Below are 16,093 nucleotides of genomic sequence, written 5' to 3'. Positions count from 1 at the left end.
ATTGCAAATCACATCAGGCTAAATTAAATAAATGAGTTTTACAGTAGCGATAGTAGGAAGGCCCAACGTAGGGAAAAGCACATTCTTCAACCGGTTGCTGCAGCAACGCAAAGCCATCGTAGACGACGTCAGCGGCGTTACACGCGACCGGCAGTACGGTGTTACAGACTGGAACGGAAAATACTTCAACGTGATAGATACCGGCGGCTTTGTGGCAGACAGCGATGATGTGTTTGAAAAAGAAATTGCCAAGCAGGTAGTCATTGCTATTGACGAGGCAGACGCTGTAATATTCATGACTGATGCCGCAACAGGCGTTACCGACCTGGATACATCCATGGCAAATATGCTGCGCAAAATAAAAAAGCCGGTGTTCATGGCTGTAAACAAGGTAGATAACAATAACCGTATGCTGGAAGCTTCGGAGTTTTACACTTTCGGCTTTGAAAATGTATTTTTTATCAGCAGCATGACGGGCAGCGGCAGCGGCGAACTGCTGGATGCCATTACTGAACTTATACCTCAGGAGACAGAACCGGAAGAAAACGAATTACCCAAAATTGCCATCATCGGGCAGCCTAATGTGGGCAAATCTTCTCTGCTCAACGCACTTACCAACCAGGAAAGAACAATCGTAAGTGACATTGCAGGCACTACCAGAGATACGATCCATACGCATTACAAGCTTTTCCAAAAAGAATTTATACTGATAGACACAGCGGGGATCCGTAAGAAAAACAAAGAAAAAGACGACCTGGAATTTTACTCGGTAATCCGTGCGATCAAAGCAATGGATGAGGCCGATGTATGCATGCTGCTGATTGATGCCGAAAAAGGTATTACGGCCCAGGACATCAACATCTATTCACTGGCAGCAAGAAAAGGTAAAGGATTGGTGGTGCTGGTAAACAAATGGGACCTGATAGAAAATAAGGAAACCAACACTTCCCGGGATTATGAAAAAGACTTAAAGAAAAGACTGGCGCCGTTTAATGATGTGCCGGTAATCTTTATTTCGGCACTCGAAAAAACAAGGATATTCAAAGGTATAGAAACGGCGCTGCAAGTATATGAGAACAAACAAAAAAAGATTCCTACCAGCCGCCTGAACGAAGTAATGCTCAAAGCCATTGAAGCTTACCAAGCACCGGTTGTGCGCGGTAATACGGTAAAGATCAAGTTTGTAACCCAACTGCCTACGCACGTGCCCTCGTTTGCTTTCTTTACCAACTATCCGGACGATATAAAAATGCCTTATAAAAATTACCTGGAAAATCAGCTGCGCACAAAGTTTGACTTTACGGGCGTGCCGGTGAGAATATTCTTCAGGAAAAAATAAACCATAGTTTACTATCACCAACCATTACATACAAAGATGTTCAAAAATTTTGACTGGAAAAGAGATGTGTTGCCGCATGCAATTGCCATCGCTGTTTTTTTAATACTTGCCGTAATTTTTTGTTATCCTGCACTCAGCGGCCAGGTGCTCTCCCAGCCCGATATCATTCACTGGAAAGGAATGGCACAGGATGCCTTTAATTACAAAGCGCAACATGGCCACTTCCCGCTTTGGAACACGCACCTGTTCAGCGGTACACCTAACTACCAGACAGCAGTACTCAGCGCGGAATTTATTCCCGACTTTGTCAAAATGCTTACTTTAGGCCTGCCCAACCCGGCGTCTTTTTTCTTCCTGGCATCTGTATGTTTCTACATCCTCACTGTAGTTTTTAAATTCAATAACATCATCAGGATACTTACCAGCATTGCGTTTGCATACTGCACGTACAACCCGGTAATTTCAGTTGCAGGACATGAAACAAAATTTCTGGCCATTGCGCTGATGCCTGCATTGCTGGCCGGTATATTGCTGCTTTTTAAAAGAAAATACATCATTGGCTTTGCGGTTACTGCTTTTTTTGCCACGCTGGAAATGCGCGCCAACCACATTCAGATCACCTATTATCTTTTACTGGTAATACTGGTCATGACGGTAGCCTACATCATTCACTGGATACAGACAGGACAATATAAACATATGATCCTTGCGCTTGGGCTTTCACTGGTAGCAGGCGGCATCGGCATTGGTAACATGGCCACCGTGCTTTTATCTACCGCGGAATACGCTAAATACACCATGCGCGGCGGCAAGGCGCTGGAAATAAACCGGGAAACCGGCGCTGCTAAAGAAATAGCACATACCAAAGGATTAGACAACTCTTATGCATTCATGTGGAGCATGTACAAAACAGAGCCCCTGCAGATGATGATGCCTGCTGCATTTGGCGGAAGCTCATCCAACACGTTTGCAGAAAATGAAAAGTTTGCAGAAAAGCTTTCCAACACGGGCATACCTCCCCAGGGCGTGAGCCAGCTTACACAAATGCTGCCGCAATACTGGGGCGGGCTGGAAAGCACATCCGGGCCGGTATATATTGGCACCATCATAGCGCTGCTTGCCCTTATTGGCTTTGTTGTTGCCAGAAAACACCGCTGGTGGATACTGGCTGCTACCGCACTGGGCATTATACTTTCCTGGGGAAAATACTTTGGCCTGAATGATACCTTATTCAACCTACTGCCGCTGTACAACAAATTCCGTGCGCCGTCCATGGCGTTGGTAATACCACAGTTATTGCTGCCGTTGATGGCCGGCATCAGCTTGCAAACATTGTTTTTTAATAAAGAAACAGATGCAAGAGCCTTTATTCAGAAAAATTTCAAAACAATTTCCTATACTTTGGGCGCCACTGTATTGTTCCTGTTGCTGGTATACCTGGTAAATGATTACAGCTCTATGCTGGATGATCAATTAAGACAGATGTTTGCCAACCCGCAAGCCGGCGGCGAAGCGCTGGGATCCGCAGTGATCAACGCTTTGAAGAGTGAAAGGAAAGCTATGTTCTTTAGCGGTATTCTAAGGGTGGTACTTTTCTCAGCGCTGATACTCGGCGTGCTTTATTTATTTATGAAAGATAAATTAAAGGCCTCGGTTTTATTGATCCTGCTTACACTAACCAATACCATTGATCTGGTTGCTGCAGGTAAAAAATACATGGGCGCTGAAAACTTCATGACACCCGAAGACCTGGAAACGCAGGCATTTGCGCCAAAGCCTTATGATCAGCAGATACTGCAGGACAAGGACCCGCATTTCCGTATACTCAATCTCGCCAATGGAGATCCTTTCCAGGATGCCATCACTTCTTATCATCACCGCTCTATTGGTGGTTATCACCCGGCAAAACTAAGCATTTACCAGGATCTCATACAGGGACAATTATCCACGGCCATCAATCCCGGCGTGCTCAATATGCTCGATACCAAATACATTGTAGGCCAGGATGGCAATATCATCACCAACCCTGAGGCATTAGGCGCTGCATGGTTTGTAAAACACGTGCAGTTTGTACCCAACGCTGCAGCCGAAATGAATGCGCTTAATAAATTTAACCCGGCGGATACAGCCTTTGTACAGGAGTCGTTCAAAGCTGCAACCGGCGCTGCGCCAGCGTTTGACAGCGGGGCAACTATACAGCTTAGCAGCTATAGCAACGACGAGATCAGGTACAAAACATCCGCAAAAACAAACCAGTTTGCCGTACTGAGCGAAGTGTACTACCCTGCCGGGTGGAACGCATACATAGACGGCAAAAAAACGGATTATGTAAAGGTAAACTATGTGCTGCGCGGCATTGCAGTGCCTGCGGGAGAACACGAAATATTGTTTAAATTTGAACCGCAGTCTATAAAAACAGGCAACATGCTGGTAGTGATCTGTAATGTACTCCTGTTACTGGTGATGGCTGCAGCAGTTGTTTATATTTTCCTGCGGCAAAAGAAACAAAGCGCAAACCCTGTATGATCAACTTATTAACCATAGCGCCCTATAACTTTCTGCCTGCCCATACCGGCGGGCAAAAAGCTATGTTCTTGTTGTATAAATACATTGCACGCAAAGTAAACATTACCTGTGTTTCAACACAAACAAACGACCTTTCAAAGGCTCCCTTTGAAGTGCTGCCGCTTTTTTCTGACTCACCACTACGCTACATCAACCCTTTATACTTTTTTAAACTGAAAAAGCTGATCAGGAAAAGAGATATTTCACACGTATCTATCGAACACCCGTACATGGGTATGCTGGGACTGATGCTGAAAAACATGTGTGAAGTAAAATTGATCGTACGCTCGCACAACATTGAAGCCGTACGTTTTAAAAGCCTGAACAAATGGTGGTGGCCGCTATTGCAGTGGTATGAAAGATATGTACACCGCCGTGCAGACCACAGCTTTTTTATCACAGAAGAAGACAGGCTGTATGCCGTAGAACATTATAAACTTGCTGAAAACAAAACTTCAGTGCTAACCTATGGATCTGAAATAGCACAGTCCATGAGCATAGAAGAGAAAAAAGAGGAAGTAAAAAAAATAAAAGCAGCCTACAAGGTACCGCAGGAGATGCCCTTGCTGCTGTTCAACGGTTCTTTTAATTATGAGCCTAACCTGAATGCACTGCAATTGTTGCTGAATAAAATTCTGCCCCTTCTGCTGGAAAAAACCACAAACTTCCACCTCTTGGTTTGCGGCAAGAACATTCCTGAAAGTATTATGAACACTGCATTTCCCCAGACTACCATTGCCGGTTTTGTAGATGATATAGATGCTGTATTCAAAGGCTCCGATATTTTTTTAAACCCGGTGTGGCAGGGCGGCGGCATTAAAACAAAACTGGTGGAAGCGCTGTGCTACAGCTGCTCTGCTGTATCCTTTGAAAATGGCGCTATCGGCATACCCGAAAATATTGTGGACGGGAAGATCAGCATTGTGGATGATGAAGATTCCGGCGCATTTGCGGATGCTGTTATACACCAGGCCTCAACCACAGACCATGTGGTACCACATAAATTTTATTTTCATTTTGCGTGGGAAAACATAGCCCAGCGCTTTGTTGATAAGATCAATACAATGGATTAACCGTTTTTAAAATACTTGCATACAAAAGGTATGCAGTTTGCTGCCAGCTGAAAAAACGCCTGCGATCTTTTCCCTTTTCAATCAAACTCTTCCTCATCGCTCCATCATTTGCCAGTAATGCCATAGCGGTTGCAATCTCTGTTATATTGAAAGGATCAACAATAATAGCTGCATCCCCCGCCACTTCGGGCATTGAGGTCACATTACTGCAAACCACAGGCACTTCTGCCTGGAAGGCTTCAACTATCGGCAGCCCAAAACCTTCAAACGTTGGCACGAAGGTGAGTGCAGTAGCTGCGCCCAATAGATAAATTAGTTCTTCGTCGCTTACTCTGCCGGTAAAAATGATGTCTGTCCTATGTGAAACTCTTTTTAAAATATCATCAAACATTTTATCATCCCAAAGGATACTTCCCGCCAGAATGAGCTTATGTGTTGCCGACTGATTTTTTTCTCTGAAAACATCAAAAGCCTCTATAAGCCGCAACAGGTTTTTGCGCGGATGCATAGAGCCTATAAAAAAGAAATAAGGTTGTGATGCGCTGTATTTTGAACGTGCAGCATCAATTTCCAGCTGCGATAGCGGACGGAACTTTTCTTTTATACCGCAAAAAACTACATCAATTTTATTTTCAGGAACAGCATACCTGCGCACGATGTCATTCTTTGTAAACGTAGAAACAGTAGATATCCGTGTAGCTTTTGAAGCGAATAACGGAAAGAACCTGCGGTAGTACATCCTGTTTCTCCACGGCAGATCATGAGGATAATGTTCAAAATTCAGATCGTGTATCACGGGTATCTGTTTCACCTTTGAACCGAGGCTGAGAAAGCCCTCTATACCAATAAACACATCAGGCTTGTGTGCAGATAAAAAATATTTAACTACAGTTTCCATGTAAAAAATATACAATAAAGGATGCCGGTAGGGCGGCAGTATCCTGTGTATTTTTGTATTGGGAAAATCGAAATAATTCTCTGTAAAATTCTTATCACACAGCAACAAAAATTCATCTTCCGGATGCGATTGCGCCAGCCATTGTACAGTTTGTATGCAAAAATTTCCAATGCCGTCTACATTTTTATTGCGCAGAATCCAACAGTTAATCGCTATTTTCATTTTTTACTATTAGCATTTCTTTCAAATAAGAGGTAAACATAACCGTTTTGGAGAGAATACCTTTATTCAATGCTTTGAGAGGAATTCTCCATTGTAACTCAAACATTCTTTTGACAGCAACAGGAATTTTTTCTTTTGCGTGTGCCTCAAATTCCTTCCAATTTCTTATTTGCAAATTCCGCAACAAACGCCAGTAATAGTCATATACAACAATATTTGCAAGAATTTTTTTACCCAGTTTATTCAATAAATAAATGTTTTCAGGTATTTCCACACTGCGGTTTCTAAACACCTGGCTGGTTATCTGATGCTCGCCTAAACCAATATTGATAAGCGGTTCATTTAAATATATAAACCTTGTTTGCTTTAATATCCTGATATAAAATTCAAAATCCACAACCCATTTAATTTTTTCATCGTACCAGCTCTCTAAATTATTCCTGATGAGTGTAGTACTGGGATGTCCGATATAATTTTTTCTGAAAAGAATCAGCGGATTTTTTCTTAAAAGGTTTTCCGTAACCTTATCCAACCTCTCTATTTTAAAACAATGGTCATGTTTATACAACGTATACGCAGAAAATATAAAACCTGTAGTAGCCGTTAAAGCCGCATCTGCAAAAGCTTTCAGGCTCTCAGCATGGGCAAACCAATCATCGTGATGCATGATTTTGATCCATTTACCTCTGGCATGCCTGATGGCATTGTTCCAATTGGCAGGAGATCCCAAAGGAGAAATGTTTTTAATGTAAGTCAGCTGAAATTTTCCCGTGTAATTTTTGCATAACACGTCTGCACTTGTATCAGGAGTATCATCCGATACGATCACCTCAAAGTCTTTAAAAGATTGAGCCATTACTGAATCTAATAATCTTTTCAATAAAGTGATATTTTTATATGCGGGTATACAAATAGAGATAAGAGGCTGCATAATTAGTTTTTGAAAGCAAAAATATTCAGTTGCAGGTCATATTGCGCATTGCGGGATTTGTCTGAAAAAGGGCGTGGATAAACATTATTGGCTTCTTTGATATACCATTTAAATTTGTTCTTTTCAAGAATTGAAAATATAGTATTCAGTTCATACATTTTATCATAGAAACCGTGGAACTCTAAGAAAAAATGATCTACGTTTTGCAAAGAGTCAGCTGCATCTGTCAATACTTCATATTCCGCGCCTTCTATGTCCATCTTAAGAAAATCTACTTTTGTATGCAGCAGATCTTTCAACCGTTGGGTTTCTACACGCACCACAGAAGTATTGGAGTGGTTATCTGCATTTTTTAAAATTGTACTGGACATATCATTGGTTTGCACAAATTCAATACTGGCGTTATCTTTCCATATTGCTTTGTTTACTAAAGTAATATCTTTAAGTGTATGCCATGAATCAACATTCTCTTTCGCAATAGCAAAATTCTTTGCATCCGGTTCAAATACCAGTACCTTGGATTCAGGATAATACATTTTAAAAAACAATGCACTTAAACCAATGTAACCTCCGCAATCTATGATATAGGGTTGCTGTGTTTTTGGCTTAAATAAATACAGTTCATCAACAAAAATTTCTTTTATGGCATGGAGAAACTCATGCGGATCGTAAAAAGCTACGTGAATATGTTCTTTGTACTTATGAATATACTTTCTTTTAGGCGCTTTCTGATAAAACTTACCCTGCAACCAACTTATATTAAACTTTGTATAAGGAGCTGAATAAAGTTTTTTGGCCCTGTTAAAAAAAGCCGCAGAAAGACCGTGCAGTAAAGACTGGTTTAGCGGAAAATACTTTTGCATCAATAATAATTTACTACCTTGCAAGGTATAATAAATTGAAAAACTTTCCATGCAAAATGTTGCCGGCGTAGTGATTTTATACTTTCCCGATGAAACTATTGTAGAAAATATCACTTCTTATTCAGATAAACTTGGCAAGCTATACATTATAGACAACTCCCCTCAAAAAACAAAGCTGGCGCAGGCATTATCTGCTAATCCTGGTATAATGTATGTACACGATGGTGAAAATAAAGGTATTGCAAAAAGGCTTAATGATGCAGCTAAATTAGCCATAAACGATGGTTTTGAATGGTTGCTGACAATGGATCAGGATTCTTACTTTGATAAAAAGAACATTGATAAATATTTTAATTACGTAAGCAATTATAAACATAAAAGCATGACTGCTATGTTTGGTGTAGAGTTTGAAACTCAAAAAACAGCGCCTGAAAAACCTGAGGAAGTGAGTTACCTGATCACTTCAGGAAGTATGCTGAACCTGCGTCTTTTTCACGAGGTGGGACAATTCGACGAACAATTATTTATTGATGAAGTTGATCTTGAATATTGCTTCCGTGCTATCACCAAAGGATTCAGCATAATAAAATTACCTTTCATATTTTTAACACACCATCTCGGCGAGGAAGACACTTATATATCCCTCAAAAACCTGAAAAAAACACGGCGTGCATTGCATTCATCACTGCGGATTTATTATATGGTACGCAACTACCTTTACGTACGAGAGAAATATCCTCAACAGTTTCTCAGCGAAGATAAAGAAAGACGGATCACATTACTGAACCGCATTAAAAACAAGCTATTATACGGCAATGAAAAAGTGGCAACAATCAGCATGATCTTTAGAGCTTTACGGGATTTTAAAGCAAAAAGAATGGGGAAAAAAGAAGGCGGCTAATCCCAACCGGAATTTTTTATTTTTTCCTTCCCGAAAGCAAATTCCTAACAAATTTATAGAAAGGTTGCTTATGTCCGTAGTCAATAAACTTCTGCCTGTCTACAGTTTCATGCCCTTTATAAATAGCATAAGGTTTTTCTATACGCTTCTTGATATACAATACTATTGAATCATAAAAATGTATGCCCCATACAGAAGAGGTGATCTTTGTTTTCATTGCTTTCTCATCTTTTGATAACGCATACCAACCGTGTAATTCATCGATATGATTCTTACAAAACTCAATAAAAGTTTTAGATTTTTTCAAGCCGCCGCCATATTCCGGAAAATAAGATGTATGCGTATCTTCACAGGCATATATTCCATTTTCTTTTACATGGTCAAACATTACATTGAAAGTAACAATTTGCTGCCTCATTGTATGTCCGCCATCATCCAGAAGAATATCTATGGGCGGCAATTCCTTTTTTACTTTTTTTAAGAACTCAACATCTTCCTGCGATCCGGTAAATATTTTTGTATTTGCTGTTTCAAATTTTTTACAGTCCGGATCTATATCAATGGCATATATTTTTGCCTGCGGGCCAAAATATTCTCGCCAAAGTTTGAGCGATCCACCGTGTGAAATTCCAATCTCCAGGAAAACTATTTCTTGTCCCCTGTATTTTGAAAAATGAGAATCGTATATATCAATATAGTTACTCCATTTATGTAATAAAGGGCCATCGTAACCTTCTACAATTTCGCGTATAGTTTTCATTAATAAGAGATTATCTGTTGCATGTGTATATTTATATTGTTTATCAGTCGACACATGAAATAAACACCTTTTAGATTCAATACTCATTTCCGGGCTGTGAATGCTTAATATTCTATGGTTACTTCATACTGCAAATATATTTTTAAAATTAAAATTATTGATCAGTTGCTGCTCTCGAGTAATTCGCGCCTGTATTTATCCAGTATAGATGATTTTCTTATAAAGCCCAGCAATACATTTTTAGAATCTGTGATAGGCAATACAGAGTTGGTGTTCTCAGAAATCTCAAACATGTGCAATGCAGAATCTATATCGTCTTTAAGGGTGAGTGCTTTCTCTTTTTGCATCAGGTCTTCGGCAGTTAGCTTCTCCCTGTCGCCCGTTCTTTCCAGCAGAATATATTTAAAATTCTTCAGCCTTATCAGGCCTTTCAGCACACCGTTATCATCAACCACTGCATATACATCCTTATCGGATTCTGCGATCTTTTTAATGATGGTATCCAGCTTATCGGTGGTTAAAAACCTCGGGTAGTCATCCTGTATCAGCAGCCGCAACTCCAGCCGGCTCATCAGGTAAGCATCACGGTCTGTCACGTCAATATGCTTGTCTTTAGACAGGCGCTTCATTTCATAAGACAATGATTCGAACGATTTCACCACGAAGAAGCTGATGGCAGAAACGATCATTAAAGGAATGAACAAAGAATAACCATTGGTAACTTCTGCGCTCAAAAATATAGCGGTAAGCGGGGCAAAGAAAACGCCGCTGAGCATGCCTGCCATGCCCGCTACCAGGAAGTTGGCCATAGGAATATCGTGAAAGCCTATCATCTGGCAAAACCTGCCGAAGATAAAGCCGAGCATACCGCCGATAAACAAAGCAGGTGCAAAACTACCGCCGTTGCCGCCTGCGAACAAGGTGAAGCCGCTGGCAAATATTTTTAAAATCATTACCGCTATCAGGTAAAATAAAATTATCCACTGATTGTCTGTAAACCTGATCAGTATGGACCTTCCATCGATATTGCCGGTTTCTGCAATGGCCTTTAAAGTAAGGTAGCCCTCGCCATACAATTGCGGGAAGAAAAAGATAAGTACCGATAAGGCCAGCGAGCCGATCAGCCACTTGCGTTTCCTGCTATGAAAGCCTTCAAATAAATTTTGCATCCATTGAAATGATTTCAGATGCAACAGTGCAAGCAGACCTGAGAACAAGCCGATGCCTACATAGAAAATTACGTTGTTGTAATCAAATGATTTGATATCGGTAAACGACAATAATATTTCATCGCCCAGGATAATATTCGACATAATGGCTCCCGTGGCTGCAGAGATCAATAAGGGTATGAATGATGCCGTTGATATTTCTATGAATAAAACTTCCAGCGCAAACAGCACGCCCGCAACAGGCGCGCTGAAGGCAGTACCGATACCCGATGCTACACCGCATGCTATCAGCAATGTTTTATCTTTGTAAGACAAAAGAACGCTCCTGCCATAGTTGGAACCGATCGCAGCGCCGGTGGCTACAATCGGAGACTCAAGACCGAGTGAGCCGCCCAGGCCAACAGTGATGCCACTGGTAAGCACATGTGAGTAAGTCTGGCTGAGCGGCAGGTTAGACGATTGCTTGGCAATGGAATAAACGATTTTATCATTGCCTTTTAAAAAATTATTCTTAAATACCCTGTATACCAGCAAAGCTGAAATACCGATGCCCACTACAGGCAGCAAGGACTGGTACCAGAGAATGTTCCCGATTTTCCAGTATTCAAATACATACTTTTCTATCCTGAACACAAACAGCTTTAAAATAATAGCAGCAAGCCCTACCAGCAAGCCTACAGCCACACAGGAAAACAACATAAACTGCTGGTGGGTAAGCCTGCGCTTTAAGAATAAAACACTCATTCTTAAGCTGCCTAAAATATATTTTATACCGTTCTTCACTGGTGCATTTTAATTAATCAAAGCCGCCGTTTCTTTCAGGTGCGCGAACTTCCGGCACTACATGAGGTTTGCCTGTACGCTCATTTATGGGCAATGTTTCAAATGCATGGGGCGTTCTTTCGGGATCTTCGCTCGCCATGTAAGCAAGTATAGCTACCAGTATTACATTCTTCTTTACTTCATCAAAAACGATCTTGTCGTAGGTATCCCTGTTGGTATGCCAGGTATACGTACCGTAGTTCCAGCTATTGGAACCCAGCATGAATGCAGGCGCAGAAGCTGCTACGAATGCCGCATGGTCGCTGCCGCCACCGCCCGGAATACCGGGAAAAGTAGTTTGGATGTGGCTCCTGATAGAATCAGGAACCGGCTCCAGCCAGCGGTTGAAATATGCAGAGGCGTTTTTAAAACCCTGGCCTGAAATGAACGAAATGCGGCCGGTACCATTGTCCTGGTTAAATACTGCCTGGATATTTTTTACAATCTCCGGATGGTCTGCCACAAAGGCTCTTGAACCGTTCAGGCCCTGCTCTTCACTGTTCCAGTGACCGGCAATGATGGTGCGTTTGGGATTGGGATAATATTTTTTCAGCAACCGCATTACTTCCATCATAAGGATAGTGCCGGTACCGTTGTCCGTAGCGCCTGTAGCCCCGTCCCACGAGTCAAGATGCGCTGAAAGCACAATATATTCTTCTGGTTTGGTACTCCCCTTGAGTGTGGCGATGGTATTGTATACAGGAGCTGTGCCCAACTCTTTGGAGTCTGCCTTTAAAGATATGGTTGGCGTATTGCCCGACTGTGTAAGCCTGTAAAGCAGGCCATAATCTTCCAGGGCAATATCTACAACAGGAATATTTTTTGTGTAAGCTGAAAATATTTTATTAACGCCGTAGCCGCGCGACCAGTACATAGACAATAAGCCAAAAGCGCCCGATCTGTCAAGCATGCGAAAGAATGCAGAGCGGCCTGTCTGCAACAACCTCTGCTGTGCATGTGCATTTCTTGTGCTGTCAATTGCACTGATCCTTTTATAATTATCTTTGAAACCAAATTCATCCCATGTAGCGAAAGGAATGCCTGTAGCGGGTTCCGGAGATATTAAAACAAACTTTCCCCTGGCCTTGGGCAACCACTTTACCAATGATGCCGAATCGGTAACTGATTCCGGGATCACAATCGTCTGGCCGGTTAATGTTTTGCCGTTTGTTGAAGGGCTCCAGGCCAGCTGCATGCCTTCCAGTGTTTTTACACGCGGAGCAATCATATCAATATGGGTGATTCCTCTTTGCCAGGAACGCCAGGTACCGTACTGTTGGTTTGCAGCTGGAATGCCAAGGGCTGCATATTTTTTTATAACCCAGTCATTGGCCTGCTTTATCTGTGGTGTGCCTACCAGGCGCGGGCCGATAACGTCTACAAGCTCATGGGCTAAAGATTCCAGTTTAGAGTTGGCATTCACTTCCTGCACAATGTTGTTGACAAAAGTTTCACGGGTTTGTGAAAATGTGTTCAGTGAAATGAAAGCAACAGCCAGAAAAGAGAGGGTCCTTCTCATAAGTTATGATTTATTGGTTTGGTTTTGCTACAATCTTTGTTTCATGGCTTCGTACAAAGAAATACCGCAAGCCACCGATACATTGAATGAATCGAAATTATTTTTCATCGGAATAGAAAAATGCTCATCAGCGGATTTCGAAATAAAGGACTGGATGCCTTTGCCCTCATCACCCATCACAATGCAACACGGCTCCTGCAATGGCAGTTCAAATATTTTCTTACGCGCATTCATTTCACTTGCAAATATTCTGATGCCGTTCAAATGCAAATCATCTACCGCTTTGGCTAAGCTGCTTACGCGGCAAATATGAATTTGCTCCAATGCACCGGCACTGCTTTTAACAGCCTCTTCATTCAAAGCGCCTACGCCTTTGTCGGGTATAATGATGGCCTGCGCGCCCGTGCATACTGCGCTGCGTGCGATGGCGCCGATATTTCTTACATCGGTAACACCGTCAAGCATCAGCAGCAAAGGCGCTTCGCCTTCGCCCACTATCCAGTCGATCACCTGCTGCAGGTCCTGGTAGATAACGGCAGATTTAAAAGCTACCACACCCTGGTGCAGGATGTTGGTAAGGCTGTTAAGTTTTTCGTTCGGCACATATTGTACGGGTATGTTGAGTGCTTTGGCAAGCCTGCGTATTTCCCCGATAGCATCGCCCGAAGCATTTTTAAACATCAGTATCTTATCGATATTTTCCTGCCTGTTCAGGGCTTCTATTACAGGGTTGCGCCCTGCAATCATATTTTTTTTTGATTGGTAGGAATTTGTTGATTTTTTTATGAACGCCATATTAATTCTTTGCTTCTTTGATCGCTTTCATTACACTGCCAAATTCCTGCAAAATGGTTCTGGCCTTCTCGTAATCATCTATTTTCAATTCCTTCATCAGCATTTTAGTACCTCTGTCTACCAGCTTTTCATTGGTCAGTTGCATATTCACCATTTTATTATCCTTTACTCTTCCCAGGCGTATCATGGTTGAGGTGGTGATCATGTTGAGCACCAGCTTCTGGGCTGTGCCGCTTTTTAACCTTGAGCTTCCCGTAACAAATTCCGGCCCTACCACTACTTCAATAGGATAGTCTGCCACGCGGGCTAACGGAGAGTTTTCGTTGCTGGTAACACAACCGGTAATGATGCCCTGCTCTTTACATTTTTCCAATGCACCGATCACGTAAGGGGTAGTGCCGCTTGCAGCGATGCCCACAACCACATCCTGGTCGGTAGGGTTGTATTGCTGCAGGTCTTCCCATCCTTGTTCTTTGCTGTCTTCTGCCCGCTCTACTGCATTGGTTATAGCCTCTTTACCTCCGGCAATAATGCCGTTTACAAGGTCGGGGCTTGCGCCAAACGTGGGCGGTATCTCGCTTGCGTCCAGTATGCCAAGCCTGCCGCTGGTGCCCGCGCCGATGTAAAACAATCTTCCCCCGTTGCTTAATTTCTCTACGACCACTTCAACAAGTTTCTCAATCTGTGGTATAGCCTGCTCAACAATTACAGGAACAGATTTGTCTTCGTTATTCATGTTTACCAGCAATTCGTGCACCGGCATTTTTTCAAGGTGCCTGTATTTGGAGTCCTGTTCCGTAGTTTTTACAAAGTTTGTAGGCATAATAATCTCCTTATATTTTTTCAATAAAATTTTTCAGAATAAGTTCACCGGCATCAGCGCTTTTTTCGGGATGAAACTGTACGCCATAAAAATTATCTTTCTGCAAAGCTGTGCTGTATTCCCGGATATAGTTTGCTTTTGCAATGGTATGGGTGCCAACCGAAGCATAATAACCATGCACCAGGTATATAAAGCTGTTTTCCTTCATGCCGGCGAAAAGATCTGATTTAAGATCATAAACAGTGTTCCACCCTATCTGGGGAACCTTTAGCTGCGGCGATTGAAATTTCATTACCTCTTCATCAAAGATCCCCAGGCATGGTGTATCCCCTTCTTCGCTGCGCCTACACATGAGCTGCATGCCCAGACAGATGCCGAGTATGGGTTGTTTTAGATTTACAATCACTTCGTCAAGCCCCCGCTCTTTCAGATACTCCATGGCGCTGCCTGCTTGCCCCACGCCCGGTAAAATTACCTTGTCTGCCTGGTTTATTTCTTCGGGATCGGCCGTTACCACTGCATTATAGCCGATTCTCTGGAGCGCATATAAAACAGACTGCACATTGCCGGCATTGTATTTTACGATTGTGATTTTCATTTAAGCTGCAAAGTTATCTCTAAATTCGGATATTTACTTATGCGGTTACCATTTTGAGGAAAGTTTGCGTGTTTTCCTCAATGCTGTTATCTCCCTGCAACGCACGGATGTATGCACTGCCGATAATGGCGCCGTTGGCATGCTCACAAACCTTGCGGAAGGTAGCTTTGTCTTTTACCCCGAAGCCCGCAAGCACCGGGTTTTTTAAATTATAGGATCGAAGTTTTTGCAAATAATCACTTACGGTATCAAAATCCTTATTGCCACCGGTAGTGGAAGATGAAGTAACGGCATACAAAAATCCTGAAGTAAGCTCATCTAATTTCCTTACACGTTCTTCTGATGTTTCGGGCGTTACGAGGAAAATAAAATCAAGCCCGTGTTTTTTTGTATGAATGCTGTATTCATTTTCAAACTCGTATGCAGGCAGGTCAGGAATAATGAGGCCGTCAACTCCTACTTCTGCGGCTTTGGCACAAAACTGTTCAAAGCCGTATTGCAATACCGGGTTTAAATATCCCATGAGCACTACCGGTATATGTATTTCCTTCCTGAAGTTTTTAAGCTGTTCAAACAGTTTCTGAATGGTCATGCCATTTTTCAAAGCCACGTCGTCACTATGTTGTATTACCGGTCCGTCTGCAACAGGATCGCTGTAAGGCATGCCCAGTTCAATGATGTCTGCGCCGTTTTCCTGCAGGGCTTTCATTATGGGTACAGTACTATCCGGTTTGGGGTAGCCGGCAGTACAATAAATGTTGAGTACGTTATTACATTTAGTTTCAAACAATTTAAGTATACGTGACATTTCTCTG

14 protein-coding genes are annotated in these 16,093 nt (G+C 42.3%); 4 read left to right on the top strand and 10 right to left on the bottom strand.

All coding sequences use genetic code 11. The annotated features are described in order from the left end of the window. Positions 1–31 precede the first annotated feature (31 nt). From der to OD355_RS10620, 3 genes are read left to right on the top strand one after another with little or no spacing between them, the layout of a single operon-like run. Positions 32–1,339: a ribosome biogenesis GTPase Der gene (gene der / locus OD355_RS10630; protein WP_263038457.1), complete on the top strand. Its 1,308-nt coding sequence runs from the start codon at positions 32–34 to the stop codon at positions 1,337–1,339. 36 nt (positions 1,340–1,375) lie between these two features. Continuing rightward, a complete protein-coding gene (locus OD355_RS10625) occupies positions 1,376–3,865 on the top strand; it encodes a YfhO family protein (RefSeq protein ID WP_263038456.1) in 2,490 nt (829 codons plus the stop codon). Next, complete coding sequence (locus OD355_RS10620) at positions 3,862–4,977, top strand: glycosyltransferase (protein ID WP_263038455.1); 1,116 nt, start codon at positions 3,862–3,864, stop codon at positions 4,975–4,977. Before OD355_RS10625 ends, OD355_RS10620 begins: the two co-directional genes overlap by 4 nt. On the opposite strand, the gene OD355_RS10615 is transcribed toward OD355_RS10620, so the two are convergent. The 3 genes from OD355_RS10615 to OD355_RS10605 are packed head-to-tail and all read right to left on the bottom strand — an operon-like array spanning position 4,961 to position 7,891. Next, entirely contained in the window at positions 4,961–6,097 is a 1,137-nt protein-coding gene (locus OD355_RS10615; RefSeq protein WP_263038454.1) for a glycosyltransferase family 4 protein, read from the bottom strand. The two genes, OD355_RS10620 and OD355_RS10615, sit on opposite strands and share 17 nt — an antisense overlap. Beyond that, positions 6,081–7,028 (bottom strand): glycosyltransferase family 2 protein, encoded by a 948-nt coding sequence (locus OD355_RS10610; protein ID WP_263038453.1) that lies wholly within the window; start codon positions 7,026–7,028, stop codon positions 6,081–6,083. The genes OD355_RS10615 and OD355_RS10610 overlap by 17 nt, the downstream gene beginning before the upstream one ends. Before the next feature lie 2 nt (positions 7,029–7,030). Beyond that, entirely contained in the window at positions 7,031–7,891 is an 861-nt protein-coding gene (locus OD355_RS10605) for an FkbM family methyltransferase (RefSeq protein WP_263038452.1), read from the bottom strand. 49 nt (positions 7,892–7,940) lie between these two features. Between OD355_RS10605 and OD355_RS10600 the strand changes: the two genes are divergently transcribed. Then, positions 7,941–8,792 carry a glycosyltransferase gene (locus tag OD355_RS10600; protein ID WP_263038451.1) on the top strand — a complete coding sequence of 284 codons (852 nt, stop codon included), beginning with the start codon at positions 7,941–7,943 and terminating at the stop codon, positions 8,790–8,792. Between the two features lie 16 nt (positions 8,793–8,808). Here OD355_RS10600 and OD355_RS10595 read toward each other — a convergent pair whose 3' ends face one another. The 7 genes from OD355_RS10595 to trpA form a co-directional block, all read right to left on the bottom strand. Then, the gene (locus tag OD355_RS10595) at positions 8,809–9,552 is read right to left on the bottom strand and encodes a class I SAM-dependent methyltransferase (protein ID WP_263038450.1); all 744 of its coding nucleotides are present in this window, start codon (positions 9,550–9,552) and stop codon (positions 8,809–8,811) included. A gap of 161 nt (positions 9,553–9,713) precedes the next feature. Then, on the bottom strand, positions 9,714–11,504 hold the full coding sequence (locus OD355_RS10590; protein ID WP_263038449.1) for a chloride channel protein: 1,791 nt from the start codon (positions 11,502–11,504) through the stop codon (positions 9,714–9,716). A 13-nt stretch (positions 11,505–11,517) separates the two neighbouring features. Continuing rightward, positions 11,518–13,062 (bottom strand): M28 family peptidase, encoded by a 1,545-nt coding sequence (locus tag OD355_RS10585; protein WP_263038448.1) that lies wholly within the window; start codon positions 13,060–13,062, stop codon positions 11,518–11,520. A 27-nt stretch (positions 13,063–13,089) separates the two neighbouring features. Beyond that, the gene (gene rlmB, locus OD355_RS10580) at positions 13,090–13,857 is read right to left on the bottom strand and encodes a 23S rRNA (guanosine(2251)-2'-O)-methyltransferase RlmB (protein ID WP_263038447.1); all 768 of its coding nucleotides are present in this window, start codon (positions 13,855–13,857) and stop codon (positions 13,090–13,092) included. Position 13,858: 1 nt separating this feature from the next. After that, positions 13,859–14,680 carry an N-acetylmuramic acid 6-phosphate etherase gene (gene murQ / locus OD355_RS10575; RefSeq protein WP_263038446.1) on the bottom strand — a complete coding sequence of 274 codons (822 nt, stop codon included), beginning with the start codon at positions 14,678–14,680 and terminating at the stop codon, positions 13,859–13,861. Positions 14,681–14,690: 10 nt separating this feature from the next. Beyond that, positions 14,691–15,278 carry an imidazole glycerol phosphate synthase subunit HisH gene (hisH, locus tag OD355_RS10570; protein WP_263038445.1) on the bottom strand — a complete coding sequence of 196 codons (588 nt, stop codon included), beginning with the start codon at positions 15,276–15,278 and terminating at the stop codon, positions 14,691–14,693. A 37-nt stretch (positions 15,279–15,315) separates the two neighbouring features. Then, on the bottom strand, positions 15,316–16,086 hold the full coding sequence (trpA, locus tag OD355_RS10565; protein ID WP_263038444.1) for a tryptophan synthase subunit alpha: 771 nt from the start codon (positions 16,084–16,086) through the stop codon (positions 15,316–15,318). Positions 16,087–16,093 lie beyond the last annotated feature (7 nt).

The organism is Haoranjiania flava (assembly GCF_025631005.1).
Lineage (GTDB): Bacteria > Bacteroidota > Bacteroidia > Chitinophagales > Chitinophagaceae > Haoranjiania > Haoranjiania flava.
Note: the sequence above shows the minus strand (reverse complement) of the source record. Positions and strands in the feature narration are given on the sequence as shown.

What these genes read in the sequence shown, in the direction of transcription:
- hisH (WP_263038445.1), bottom strand. Translation starts at nt 15,278, where the DNA reads ATGAAAATCACAATCGTAAAATACAATGCCGGCAATGTGCAGTCTGTT.
- OD355_RS10585 (WP_263038448.1), bottom strand. Translation starts at nt 13,062, where the DNA reads ATGAGAAGGACCCTCTCTTTTCTGGCTGTTGCTTTCATTTCACTGAAC.
- OD355_RS10625 (WP_263038456.1), top strand. Translation starts at nt 1,376, where the DNA reads ATGTTCAAAAATTTTGACTGGAAAAGAGATGTGTTGCCGCATGCAATT.
- OD355_RS10600 (WP_263038451.1), top strand. Translation starts at nt 7,941, where the DNA reads ATGCAAAATGTTGCCGGCGTAGTGATTTTATACTTTCCCGATGAAACT.
- murQ (WP_263038446.1), bottom strand. Translation starts at nt 14,680, where the DNA reads ATGCCTACAAACTTTGTAAAAACTACGGAACAGGACTCCAAATACAGG.
- trpA (WP_263038444.1), bottom strand. Translation starts at nt 16,086, where the DNA reads ATGTCACGTATACTTAAATTGTTTGAAACTAAATGTAATAACGTACTC.
- OD355_RS10605 (WP_263038452.1), bottom strand. Translation starts at nt 7,891, where the DNA reads ATGCAAAAGTATTTTCCGCTAAACCAGTCTTTACTGCACGGTCTTTCT.
- rlmB (WP_263038447.1), bottom strand. Translation starts at nt 13,857, where the DNA reads ATGGCGTTCATAAAAAAATCAACAAATTCCTACCAATCAAAAAAAAAT.
- OD355_RS10610 (WP_263038453.1), bottom strand. Translation starts at nt 7,028, where the DNA reads ATGCAGCCTCTTATCTCTATTTGTATACCCGCATATAAAAATATCACT.
- der (WP_263038457.1), top strand. Translation starts at nt 32, where the DNA reads ATGAGTTTTACAGTAGCGATAGTAGGAAGGCCCAACGTAGGGAAAAGC.
- OD355_RS10595 (WP_263038450.1), bottom strand. Translation starts at nt 9,552, where the DNA reads ATGAAAACTATACGCGAAATTGTAGAAGGTTACGATGGCCCTTTATTA.
- OD355_RS10620 (WP_263038455.1), top strand. Translation starts at nt 3,862, where the DNA reads ATGATCAACTTATTAACCATAGCGCCCTATAACTTTCTGCCTGCCCAT.
- OD355_RS10615 (WP_263038454.1), bottom strand. Translation starts at nt 6,097, where the DNA reads ATGAAAATAGCGATTAACTGTTGGATTCTGCGCAATAAAAATGTAGAC.